Raw genomic sequence first — 13,395 nt, 5'->3', positions numbered from 1 at the left:
GGCGCCGGTGGACGCTGGTGCTGAGCGAGGCCGAGCGGGTGGCGGTGCCCGCCGAGCCACCGTTCCGGCGCGGCGGCACGTACCTGATCCTCGGCGGCGCCGGCGGCATCGGTGCGGAACTCGCCGTGCACCTGGGGCGCCGGGCCGCCGCGAACGTCGCTCTGCTGGGCCGCAGGCCGTTGAACCCGGAGATCCAACGCCAGCTCGACCGGGTCGCCGCCGCGGGCGGCACCCCCGCCTACTTCGCGGTCGACGCGGGCGACGACGCCGGCATGACGGCCGCGGTGGCCGCGGTGCGGGAGCGCTTCGGGCCGGTACACGGCGCGTTCCACTCGGCGCTGGTGCTGCGCGACGCGCGCCTCGACGCCATGGACGAGGCCAATTTTGCGGCGGTGCTGGCGCCGAAGGTGAAGGGCGCGGTCGTGCTCGCGCGGGCACTGCGCGAGGAGCCGCTGGACTTCCTCACGTTCTTCTCCTCGGCACAGTCGTTCAGCGGCAACGCCGGACAAGCCAACTACGCGGCCGCGTGTACCTTCAAGGACGCGTTCGCCGCGCACCTGCGCGGCACCGGAGTGCCGGTGCACGTCGTCAACTGGGGGTACTGGGGCGAGGTCGGCATCGTGGCCAAGGCCGGCTACCGCCAGCGGATGGCGTCGGTCGGCGTGCACTCGATCGACACCGCGGACGGTATGCGGGCGATCGAGGCCGTCCTGGCCAACCGGCTGCCGCAGGTCATGGTGCTCAAGGCCGAACAGCGGGTGCTGGAACGTTTCGGCGTGCAGGACGGCCCGGCGGCGCACCAGGCGCCGGGCGTGCCCGATCCGGACCGCGGCGCCGGATGGGATCCGCTGGCCGGCCGGGCGCCGGGCGCCGCACTCGACGGTGACCGGCTGCTGGCCGCACACCGCCGGCTCGACGACCTGGGCGCCGCGCGGCTGCTCACCGCGCTACAGGAGATGGGCGCGTTCACCAACCCCCAGGAGCGGCGGTCCGCGTCCACCCTTGCGGCCGAACTTGCCGTCGCACCGAAACACGCACGGCTGTTCCTGACACTGCTCGACATCCTCGTCACGGCCGGGTACCTGACCCGCGACGGAGAATGGCTCACCGCGACCGCGGCGGTCGCCGGCCTAGCCGCCAGGGACCTGGCCGCCGAGAGTAGGCGGCTCGGCGGGCGGAGCCCCGAGGTGGCCGCACACGTCGACCTGCTGACCGCCTGCCTCGACAAGTACCCGGACCTGCTGCGCGGCGAGGTGGAGGCCACCACGGTGATGTTCCCGGGCGCGTCGGCGAGCAAGGTGGAGGGCGTCTACCGGGGTGACCCGCTGTCCGACCGGCTCAACGCGCTGGCCGCGCAGGCAGTCCTCGCGTACGTCGACGGCCACGGCGACACCGCCCCGGTGCGGGTCCTGGAGATCGGCGCGGGTACCGGCGGTACCAGCGCGAGCGTGCTCGCCGCGCTCCGAGACCGGGGCGACCGGGTCCGGTACGTGTACACCGATGTATCGCTGGGTTTCTTGCGGCACGGGCGCCGGGAGTTCGGCGCCGACCATCCCTTCATGGAGTTCCGCCGGCTCGACATCGAAAGCGACCCAGCCGACCAAGGGTTCCCGTCCGGCGACTTCGACGTGGTGGTCGCGGCCAACGTGCTGCACGCGACCCGCGACCTGCGCGAGACCCTGGACCACGTCCGGCACCTGCTGAAGGACGGCGGCCGGCTGGTGCTCAGCGAGACGACCGCGTTCAGCCCGTTCGCCACGCTCACCTTCGGACTGCTCGACGGCTGGTGGCGGGCCACCGACGGCGAGGTGCGGGTGCCGGGCTCACCACTGGCCGACGTGCCGACCTGGACCCGGCTGCTGCACGGCGCCGGACTCGGCCGCACCACCGCCCTGGCGCCGGCCGAGGTAACGCACGGCGAGATGGGCCAGCACGTTCTCGTCGCCGAGCGCGAGCCGGCCGCGGCGGTGGAATCGCCGACGAGCCTCGATCTGGCGGAGACCCGGCGGATCGTGTCGTCCACCGTCGCCGAGGTGCTCGGACGGGACAGCGACGACCTCGACGTGGACCGGCCGTTCACCGAGTACGGGGTGGACTCCATCATCCTCGTCGAGCTGGTGAACACGCTCAACGCGCGGCTGGGCACCAACCTCAAGCCGACCGCCCTGTTCGACCACCCGACGCTGGCCGAGCTCACCGAACACGTGTGCGCGGACCGTCCCGGCGCGGACGGCGGGCGTCGCGGCAAGGCCAACGGAAAGAGCAACGGACACGGCCACGGGCCAGCCGAGACGGTACCCGCCGACGTGGAGCTGTTGCAACGGCTCGCCGCCGGTGAGCTGAGTCTCGACGACGCATTGGCGAAGCTGGGGGGCGAGCATGAACGGTGACCTGAAGCGCGTGCTGGAACTCGTGCGGTCAGGGGAGATCTCCCCGACGGAGGGCAAGCGGCGGCTCGCCGCGCTGCGCGCCGGCGATCCCGCGTCCCCGGCGACCGGCCGCCGCGTCGCCGTGGTGGGCATGTCCTGCCGGTTCAGCGGCGGAGCGTCGCCGGAGGAGTTCTGGGAGTCGCTGGTTTCCGGCCGTGATTCGGTGCGCGAGGTGCCACGCGAGCGCTGGGACATCGACCGCTACTACGATCCCGATCCGCACGTGCCGGGCCGGACCAACTCCCGGTGGGGCGGCTTCCTCGACGGCGTGGACGGGTTCGATCCGCTGTTTTTCAACCTCTCCGGCCGCGAGGCGCAGAGCATGGATCCGCAGCAGCGGCTGTTCCTGGAGAGCTGCTGGACGGCGCTGGAGGACGCGGGATACGCCAGCGACGCGGTGTCGGCGACGAGCTGCGGGGTGTTCGCCGGCGCACCCGCCAGCGACTACGCCAGCGAATCCGAGCGGAACGGAGTGGATGCCGACGCCCGCGTCATGATGGGCAACGACACGGCGATCCTGGCCGCCCGCATCTCGTACCTGCTCAACCTGCGCGGGCCGAGCGTCGCGCTGAATACCGCCTGCTCGTCCTCGCTGGTCGCCGTCCACCTGGCCTGCCAAGCCATCGAGTCGGGCCAGTGCGAGATGGCGCTGGCCGGTGGTGTGTGCCTGTTCGTCGGGCCCGGCTTCTACCTCTCGGCGAGCAAGGCGGGCATGCTCTCGCCGACCGGTCGGTGCCGCGCCTTCGACAGCCGCGCGGACGGCTTCGTACCCGGCGAGGGCGTCGGCGTGGTGGTCCTCAAAGACCTCGAGGCGGCGCTGCGCGACGGCGACCGGATCCGCGGCGTGGTGCTCGGCGTGGGTACCAACCAGGACGGCAAGACCAACGGCTTGACCGCGCCGAGCTCCCGGTCGCAGACCGCGCTCCAGCTGTCGGTGTACGACCGGGCCGGCATCAGCCCGGAGACCATCTCGCTCGTCGAGGCGCACGGCACCGGCACCACACTCGGCGACCCCATCGAGGTCGAGGCACTGACCCGGTCGTTCCGCACATACACCGACCGGACCGGGTTCTGCGCCATCGGATCGGTGAAGAGCAACATCGGCCACACCGGCCAGGCAGCCGGTGTGGCCGGCCTCATCAAGTGCCTGCTCGCCCTGGAGCACCGGATGCTCCCGCCGACCCTGCACCTGGAGCAGGAGAACGAGCGGATCGGCTTCGCCACTACCCCGTTCTACCCGGTTACCGAGGCCATCCCGTGGTCGACAGTGGACGGTGCGCCGCGTCGGGCCGCGATCAGCTCCTACGGTTACAGCGGCACCAACGCCCATCTGGTCGTGGAGGAGCCGCCGGAGCGCCCGTTGCCCGCCGCGAACCCCCAGCCGCAGCTCATACTGGTCTCGGCGCGGACCGACGAGGCACTGGCCAGGCGCCTCGACGACCTGGAGTCCTGGTTGGACAGCGACGCCGGGCGGCAGCCGCTGGAGGCGGTGGCCTACACGCTGCACGCCGGGCGGCTGCACTTCGAGAAGCGGGCCGCGTTCGTGGCCGGCGGCGCCGCCGAGCTGAGTGCTGCGATCGCCGCCCGCCGCGCCGGCACGGCCGGCGGTGGCGCCCCCGTGGGCGAGCGGCAGTGGGTGGCCGAGGAGCTGCGCCGCGAGCTCCCGGAAGCGGCGCGGGGAGCCGAGCGGCGAGCGGCGCTCGAGCGGGCCGCGTCGGCCTACGAGCACGGCGTGCCGGTACCCGTGGACGCGCTTCACCCGTCCGGTGGACGGCGGACCGGCCTGCCCACGTACCCGTTCGCCCGCGACCGCTACTGGCACGAGACACGCGACGAACCGGCGCCCCCCGCCGCCGGGCTCGTGTTGGACCGCCTGCCGGACGGCGACGGACCGAGATTCCGTTACCGCCCGGCGGGCACCGACTTCGTGGTCGCCGACCACCTGGTCGGCGGGAAACCGGTGCTCGCCGCGACCGCATCACTCGAACTGGCCAGGGCGGCCGGGCAACTCGCCGGCTTCGAGGTGCGGTCGGTCGAGGACGTCACCTGGCACCGCCGCCTGCCGGCGGTGAGCGAGCAGGGGTTGGAGATCCGCCTCACCCCCGGCGACGGCGGCGTGTCCTTCCAGATCGGCCACGGGACTGGACCGCGGCCGGGTGTCGCCGGCTGGCTCAACCCCGTGGTCGCCGAGAGTGTCGCGCCCACGGTGGATCTGGCGGCGATACGGCGGCAGTGCGGCCGGACGCTGTCCGGCGCCGAGTGCTACCAGCGGTTCCGTGAACTCGGCCTGACCCACGGCTCAGGCTTCCAGGTGGTCCGGGAGGTGCGCACCGATGGCGAACAGGCGCTCGCCGAGCTGAGCCTGCCGCCCGAGCTGAGCGCCGGACTGCCCGGCTTCGGGCTGCATCCCGCGCTGCTGGACGGCGCACTACAGGCGGTGGTCGCACTGGCGCCGGACGCCGGCGCGGGCGGCCTGCGGGTGCCGTACGCGCTGGAGCGCCTGACCATGCACGCGCCGCTGCGCGCCTCCTGCTACGCGCACGTGGTGCCGCGCGGCGAGACGATCCTGGACATCGCGGTGACCGACGAGTCCGGCAAGGTGCTCGTGTCGCTGCACGGCCTGACCGTCGCCGAGGTGGAGGCTCCCGGCGGCCTGGATATCGTGACGCCGTTCGAGGCGGTATGGCGGGAGGCGGCCGTCGCCGGGACCGGGCGTGCGGAAGACGGCGTCATCCTGGTGTGCGACCTCGGCTCCGGACACGTGGATCGGCTGCGTGCCGAGCACCCGGGCCAGACGGTTGTCCACGCCGTGCCCGGCGCCGCCTTCCGCGCGATCGGGGAGCACAGCTTCGAGCTGCGGCCCGACTCGGCCGAGGACTTCGGGCGGCTCGTAGCCGCGTTCGAACCCGACCGGGTACTCGTTCTTTGGTCGCTGCACGACCGGCAGAACCTCGACGGACCACCCGACCTGAGCCTGAGCTTCCACACCACGCTCGCGCTGTGCCAGGCGCTCAGCGGCCGTCCCGGCGGGCCGGTCGCGATCCGCGTGGCCCACCCGCTCGACGGGGACGTGGCGGCGCCGCACCTGGCCGCGCTCGGCGCGCTGGCCCGGACGCTCCGGCTGGAAGACCCCGAGCTGCGGGTGCAGTGCGTGGGCGTGCCGTGCGAGCCGGACGGTTCGGCCCGGCTGGATTTGGCCTGGGACCTGCTGCTGCGCCGCGGCGACCCGGCGGACGAGCCCGAGCTCCAGGTGCGCCCGGACGGCGCGGTGCTCCGGCGCGAGCTGCGCGAACTGCCGCCGCTCGACCGCACCGCACCGTCGCCGGCCGGTAGCGGGGCCACCTGCCTGATCACGGGCGGAGCCGGCTTCATCGGTCGAAACCTGGCGCGGCGACTGGCAAGCGCCGGCGCCAACGTCGTGCTGCTCGGCCGTTCGGCGCTCACCGAGTCCGAAGTGGATGGGCTCGGCGCGGGCGGCGGCCGGGTGGTCTACCGCAGGGCCGACGTCGCGGACGCCAGTGCGATGGCGGCGGTGCTCGACGAGGTGCGGCGCGAGCTCGGGCCGCTCACCGGCGTCATCCACGCCGCCGGTGTGGTGCGCGACAGCCTGTTCGTCCACAAGACACCCGACACGGTACGCGACGTGCTCCGATCCAAAGTAGACGGCGCGCTGGTGCTCGACCGGCTGACCCGCGCCGACCCGCTGGAGTTCATGGTGCTCTTCTCGTCCCTGGTGCCGGCCCTGGGCAACACCGGGCAGACCGACTACGCGTACGCCAACGCGTTCCTGGACGAGTTCGCCGTGGCGCGCGAGCGGCTGCGCGGCGAAGGCAGCCGGCAAGGGCGGACGGTGTCGGTGGCCTGGCCGGCGTGGGCTGGCGGCGGCATGGGCGCCGCCGTCGCGCACGCGATCCCGGACATGCCCACAATGGACGTCGCGGAAGGACTCTCGGCGCTGTCCAGCGTGCTGCGCGCGGCCTCACCGTACGTCGCACTGGTCAAGGGTGACCCGGTCGAGATCCGGACGGCCCTACAGCGCCCGTCCGCCCCGGTTGCGGCGGCCACGCCAAACACCGCGGTCGCTTCGGGCGACCTGCGCGCGGCCGCCGAGTCACTGCTCGCCGAGGTGCTCGCCGACGAACTGCGGGTGCCGGCCGGGCGCATCGATCCGGAGGCGGCGTTCGAGCAGTTCGGCATCGACTCGATCATGGTCATGCGACTGTCCCAGCGCCTGGAAAGCGAGTTCGGGCCGCTGCCCAAGACGTTGTTCTTCCGGTACGGCACGCTGCGCGAGCTCGCCGGGTACTTCGCCGAGCGGCACCGCACGACCATCGAGAGTCGGCTCGCCATCCGACCGGGCGAAGTCCTCGACGCGGTGCGCGAGGCACCCGCGGTCGCCGTGGAGCCGAGCCCGCCCGTGCCCGCCGGCGACATCGCGGTCGTCGGGGTCAGCGGCCGCTACCCGATGGCCGAGCACCTGGACGACTTCTGGAGCAACCTGCTGGCCGGCCGCGACTGCGTCACCGAAATCCCGCCAGAACGCTGGTCGCTGGACGGGTTCTTCGACCCGGCCGGTGGACCTGGCCGCAGCTACGCCAAGTGGGGCGGCTTCCTCACCGACGTCGACAAGTTCGATCCGCTCTTCTTCAACATCTCGCCCAACGAAGCGGCCATGATGGACCCGCAGGAGCGAATCTTCCTGGAGACGGTGTGGCACGTCCTGGAGTCCGCCGGGTACACCAGAGCACAGCTGCGAGAGCGCACCACCGGCGTGTTCGTCGGTGTCATGTATGGCGAGTACGCGCTGCTCGGACAGGCCGCCGATGGCCGGATGGCGGTTTCCTCGCACGCCTCGATCGCCAACCGCGTTTCCTATTTCTTCGACTTCCACGGCCCAAGCCTCGCCCTGGACACCATGTGCTCGTCCTCGCTCACCGCCATCCACCTGGCGTGCGAGAGCCTTCGCCGCGGCGAGTGCGACACCGCGGTCGCCGGCGGCGTCAACCTGAGCCTGCATCCCCACAAGTACCTGCAACTGAGCCTGGGCCGGTTCGCGTCGACCGACGGCCGGTGCCGCAGCTTCGGCGCGGACGGCGACGGGTACGTGCCGGGCGAAGGCGTCGGTGCGCTGTTGCTCAAACCGCTGCCCGCCGCCTTGGCCGACGGAGACACCGTGCACGCGGTGATCCGCGGCACCGCGGTCAACCATGGCGGCAAGACCAACGGGTACACGGTGCCCAACCCGCGGGCCCAGACCGCCGCCGTCGTCACGGCACTGCGCGCGGCCGCGGTGAAGCCGGCCGATGTGGGATATGTCGAAGCGCACGGCACCGGCACGCCCCTCGGTGACCCGATCGAGCTCGCCGCGCTCACCGAGGCGTTCCATGAACTCGGCGCCGCGCCACACGACCCGGTCACCGTCCCCATCGGCTCGGTCAAGTCCGCCATCGGCCACCTCGAATCCGCCGCGGGGGTCGCCGCGGTCACCAAGGTGATTCTCCAGATGCGCCACGGCATGCTCGCACCCTCGCTGCACGCCGACCGGCTTAACCCGAACGCCGACTTCGCCGACTCGCCGTTCCGGGTGCAGCGCGAGGCCGCGGCCTGGCCACCGCGCGGCGACCGGCCGGCCCGCCGGATCGCCGGGGTGAGCTCGTTCGGCGCCGGTGGCGCCAACGCGCACGTGGTACTGGCCGATCACCCCCAGCCGTCGCACGACAGCCGGCCGGACGGACCGCAGGTACTCGTGCTGTCGGCCAAGTCCGCCGACCGCCTGGTCGTGCTCGCGGAAAACCTGGCCGCCTTCCTCGAACGGCGTACCGCCCCGGTGGTGCCGCTGCCCGCCGAGGCGGTCACGGCGGACCTGCTCGACCGGGTACGCGAGCTGCTCGGCCTGCACCAGAACGACCTTGGCACCACCGACCCGCTCAGCGAATGCGGGCTGGACCACGCCGCCCGGGTCCGCCTGGGTACCGTCGTCGCGCAGGCGTACGGGACGGCGTCCGACGAGCTGCCCGCCGCCCTGGACACGGTCGCCGCACTGGCCGAGTACCTGCTGGAAAACGCCGCCTTCCCGGGTCAAGTCCATCCCGCTCTGGCTGGCGGCGACGGGCTGACCCTCGGGGATGTCGCCTACACCCTCCAGGTCGGCCGAGAGGTCATGCCCGAGCGGCTGGCCGTCGTGGCGTCCAACCTGCCGCAGGCGGCCTCCCTGCTCCGGGCGTTCGCCACCGGTGTCCCGTCCGAAGGTGTCTTTTCCGGCCGGCCCCGCGAAGACACCTTGCACGAGTCGGACCGCTCACAGCTCGACCCGGCCACTGTGGCCTGGAGCTGGGTACGCGGAGCGGCGATCGACTGGCGGGCCCTGCACCGGGGGAGGACGCGACGGCGCGTGCCGCTGGTCGGCTACCCGTTCGCCCGCGAACGGCACTGGATAAACGAGATCCCGCGAGCGGCCGTGCCCGCTGCCCGGGAGGAAATGGTGGATCACGTGAACCCAGCGACGGACGCGCCGGCGCCTCAGCCCGATCTCCCGGGGCAGCGCGCCTCGATCGTGCGCGAGCTGATGGCGATGACGGCGGACGTGAGCGGCCTGGACCCGGGCCGCCTCGACGAGACGACCGGCCTCGGCGAGTACGGCCTGGAGTCGGTAGCGCTCAAGCAGCTCGCTGACCGGATCGGCGAACGGTTCGACGCGGCGGTGTCACCGACCCTGTTCTACGAGCGGCGCGGGCTCGGCGGGGTGGCCGACTGGCTGGTCGAGGAGTACGGGCCGCGGCTGGCGGCTCCGGAGAAGACCCGTCCGGCCGTGGCGGAAGTCGCGGCCGTAGAGCCGGTCGCGGCCGCTGGGGGCGCCGAGCCCATCGCCGTCATCGGCATGAGCGGCCGGTTCCCCGGCTCGCCCGACCTCGATCGCTACTGGGACAACCTCGCCGCCGGCCGCGACCTGGTGACCGAGGTGCCCGCCGAACGGTGGGACTGGCGGTCCCTCTGCGACGGCGTGCCCGAGGACCAGCAGGGCCGGTACCGCTGGGGCGGCTTCGTCGACGACGTGGACAAGTTCGACCCGCTCTTCTTCGGCATCTCCCCGGCGGAGGCCGAGATGATGGATCCGCAGCAGCGGGTCCTGCTGGAGACGGTGTGGGGCGCCATCGAAGACTCCGGGTACCGTCCCTCCCACCTCGCCGGCCGGGACGTCGGCCTGTTCGCCGGCGTGCAGTTCAGCGACTACCAGCACCTGCTGCACGAGGCCGGTGTGCTCAACGCACAGGCCGGTCTGGGCAACGAACACTCCATTGTGGTCAATCGCATCTCGTACCTGCTCGACCTGCGCGGACCCAGCGAACCGGTGAACACCGCGTGCTCCAGCTCGCTCGTCGCGGTGCACCGCGCGGTGCGCGCGATCCGCAACGGCGAGGCCAGCATGGCGATCGCCGGCGGGATCGCGCTCAACCTCGCCTCGTACTCCACAGTGGCCGCCGCGATGATGGGGCTGCTCTCGCCGCGGGGCCGCTGCCGTACCCTCGACCGCGGCGCCGACGGGTACGTCAAGGGCGAGGGCGTCGGCGCGGTGGTACTCAAACCACTGAGCCAGGCCGTGGCCGACGGCGACACGATCTACGCCGTCATCCGGGGCACCTCGGTCAACCACGGCGGCCGGGCCGCGTCCATCACGGCGCCAAGCACCGAGGCGCAGGCGGCGCTGCTGCGCGAAGCGGTCGAGGAAGCCGGCGTCGGACCCGAGTCCATCGGGTATCTGGAGCTGCACGGCACCGGCACCGAGCTCGGCGACCCGGTAGAAATCAACGGCATCAAGTCCGCCTTCCGCCAGCTCGCGCGGTCCCGAGGCAGCCAGCTGCCGGGCGAGCCCTACTGCGGCATCGGTTCGGTGAAGACGAACATCGGACACCTCGAGCCGGCGTCCGGTATCGCCGGCCTGATCAAGGTGATCATGTCGATGCGGCACGCGACGCTGCCCGGCCTGGTGCACCTCGACGAGATGAACCCCTACGTCGATCTGCGGGACAGCCCGTTCTATCCGATCCGCGAGACGGTGCCGTGGCAGCGGCTGACCGGTGCCGACGGGCGGCCGTCACCGCTGCGAGCCGGGGTCAGCTCGTTCGGCTTCGGCGGGGTCAACGCGCACGTCTTGGTCGAGGAGTACGCCACGGACGCACCGGCACCGGCAGCACAGCCACGGGACCGGGTGTTCGTCTACTCCGCCAAGACGCCGGCCGCGCTGGACAGCGGGATCGACCGGTTCCTCGACCGGCTGGATCGCTGGGAGAGCGGCACCGAGCCGGCACCGGGTCCCGACGCCGTCGAGTACACCCTGCGCGAAGGCCGGGAGGAGTTCGTCGAGCGGCTCGCGGTCGTGGCGGCCAGCCTGTCCGAGTTGGGTGCACGGCTGCGGGCGGTCCAGCGCGGCGAGGACCAGCCCGGTGTCCACCGTGGACACGCGGGCGCCGCCGGTACGGGTGCGCGGCTCACCGGTACGCCGGATGAGCTCGCCGCGGCTTGGGTGGCGGGGCAACCGGTGGACTGGCCAGGTGTCGCCACCCCGCAGCGGACCTCACTGCCTACCTACGCCTTCAACCGCACCAGGTTCTGGTTTACCGCGCCGGAGGGCCGCGCGGCGCGGCACGACGCGGGTGACGAGGAGACGCTTTCCGGTGAACCGTACATCCGCGCGGTGTTGCGCGACATCCTGCTGGACAAGCTCAAGCTGACCGAGGACGTTTTCGACGAAGACCAGCCGCTACAAGACTTCGGCGTGGACTCGATCCTCGGCGCCCTCATCGTCCAGGTGGTCCAGGAGGAGTTCGACATCCAGATGCCGGTCACCGCGCTGATCGAATACCCGACCCTGCGGGCGCTGTCCGGCTATATCCACACGGAGTTCTTCCAGGGGCGCGAGCCGGCGTCCGGCACCACCGCCCGCCGCAAGGACCGGGGCCGCGGCGACGCCGACCGGCTGCCGCCCGAGCTGATCCCGGTCAACGTGAGCGGCACCCGGCAGCCGTCGTTCTGGGTGCACGGCGCGGCCGGCTACGCGGCCTGGTTCCAGAACCTGTCTCAGGTGCTGGGCCCGGAGTATCCGGTCTACGCGTTCCAGGCCCGAGGCACCGACGGGCACTCGATGCCGCACACCCTGGACGAGATGATCGACTACTACGTGGACTGCATCCGCCGGGTGCAGCCCAACGGTCCATACGTCATCGGCGGGTACTCCTTCGGCGGCATCCCCGCCATGGAGATCGCCCGGCGCTTGCAGGAGCAGGGCGAGACCATCCGCCACCTCATCATGTTCGACACCTACCCCGCGACCCAGGAAGTGTTCGACCGCCACTTCGGCGGCTACGACGACGGATTCCTCCAGTTCTACCTCGCCAACTACTTCCTGAACCTGAACGACAACCCCGAACGTGCCATCCGCCAGGACGACGTGGCGCACCTGCCACCCAACCTACGGCTCGCCGAGCTGGCCCGGCTGGCCAAGGAGCGCAGCGGCAAGCTGCTCGACGTCGACGACATCTACCACTACCTGCGTGGCGGGATGGAGTGCTCCGCGCACGCCGAAGGCATCTACCAGACCTACAAGATGCGCCCGTACGACGCCTCGAACGTGCTGTTCTTCCGGGCGCTGGACGGCTTCACCGGCCGCTCCAGCGCAATGTACTGGCGGGCCCAGAACATCCTCGACGGCTACGACTACGTGCGCCCGTGGCGGGACGTCGTCGAGGGCGAGGTGCGGGTCGTGGAGCTGGACAACGACCACCTCAGCCTCCTGGACGAGCCCACCCTGAGCATCGCGGCCAAGCAGATCGAGTCGGTGCTGCGCGACCCGCCGCCGCTGGACCGCGACCGGTACCTCGACTTCATCACCTCGTTCGACGCGCTCACCGAGTTCGGCGGGCGGCTGCTCGCCGACCGGTTCCGCGGCGCCGGCGTGCTGCCGGTGGACGAGACGCCGGTGCCGGTCGCGCAGGCGCGCACCCAGCTAGCCGTGCAGGACGGGTACGACCGGCTTTTCCGCGCCTCGCTCGACATCCTGGAGCGGGGCGGATACCTGCGCCGGGTGGACGGCGAGCTCGCCGCCACCGACAAGCTCCTCGCCTCCGGCTTCGCCGGCGGGGCGGACGAGATCGAGCGGCACGCCGCCGAGATGGTCGCCGCACACCCGGACGTCCGCGACTACGTACCGCTACTCCTGGCCTGCCAGGCCGCGGTGCTGGAGGTGGCGCGCGGCGACCGGGAGGCCACCGACGTCATCTTCCCGGGCGGCTCCATGGAGCTCGTCGCGGAGCTGTACAAGGGCAACATCCAGACCGAGTACTACAACCGGCTGGTGGCCGAGCGGGTGGGGGAGCACGTGCGCCACTTCACCCGGCGGTTCCCGCTCTCCACCGCGCAGGTCTTCGAGGTCGGTGCGGGCACCGGCGGCACGAGCGCCTACGTGCTGGAGGCGGTCGCCGCGCACGCGAACCGGGTCCGGTACTTCTACACCGACATCGGCGCGGTCTTCGTGCAGGCAGCCAAACCACAGTTCGCGGAGCGGTACCCGTTCACCGAATTCACCGCCTACGACGTCGAGCGGGCGCCCGCGGGGCAGGGGTTCGAACCGCACTCGATGGACGTGGTCGTGGCCAGCAACGTGCTGCACACCACCCGCCGCATGGACGTGACCCTCGACCAGTGCCGGGCGTTGCTCAAGCCGGGCGGGGTCATCGTCGTCAACGAACTCACCCAGCGGCTCGACTACAACACGCTCACGTTCGGCCTCACCCCTGGGTGGTGGCTGTACGAGGACGAGGACGTCCGGATCAGCGGCTCCCCGCTGCTCAGTACCCGGCAGTGGCGGACCTCGTTGCACGCGGCCGGATTCGACGACGCCGAGCTCCACGGCCTCGCCGGGATCCCGGACGACGAGCACGCGCAGTGCGTCATCGTGGCGCGCGCGGTGTGA

The 13,395-nt window shown here is 72.0% G+C and carries 2 protein-coding genes (1 of these 2 only partly in view); both read left to right on the top strand.

Annotation, left to right across the window (positions count from 1 at the left end):
* Positions 1 to 2,390: the 3' portion of an SDR family NAD(P)-dependent oxidoreductase gene (locus AC5L36_RS38895; protein WP_441223697.1), read on the top strand. The gene continues 10,498 nt to the left of window position 1, outside the view; the window shows 2,390 of its 12,888 coding nt (coding positions 10,499-12,888); the start codon falls outside the window, past its left edge; the stop codon is at positions 2,388 to 2,390.
* The gene (locus tag AC5L36_RS38890; RefSeq protein WP_441223696.1) at positions 2,380 to 13,395 is read left to right on the top strand and encodes an SDR family NAD(P)-dependent oxidoreductase; all 11,016 of its coding nucleotides are present in this window, start codon (positions 2,380 to 2,382) and stop codon (positions 13,393 to 13,395) included. The genes AC5L36_RS38895 and AC5L36_RS38890 overlap by 11 nt, the downstream gene beginning before the upstream one ends.

The organism is Phytohabitans sp. LZ39, from assembly GCF_059359075.1.
Note: the sequence above shows the minus strand (reverse complement) of the source record. Positions and strands in the feature narration are given on the sequence as shown.

Bases quoted from the DNA above. Each gene is read 5' to 3' on its own strand.
- AC5L36_RS38890 (WP_441223696.1), top strand. From the start codon at position 2,380: ATGAACGGTGACCTGAAGCGCGTGCTGGAACTCGTGCGGTCAGGGGAG.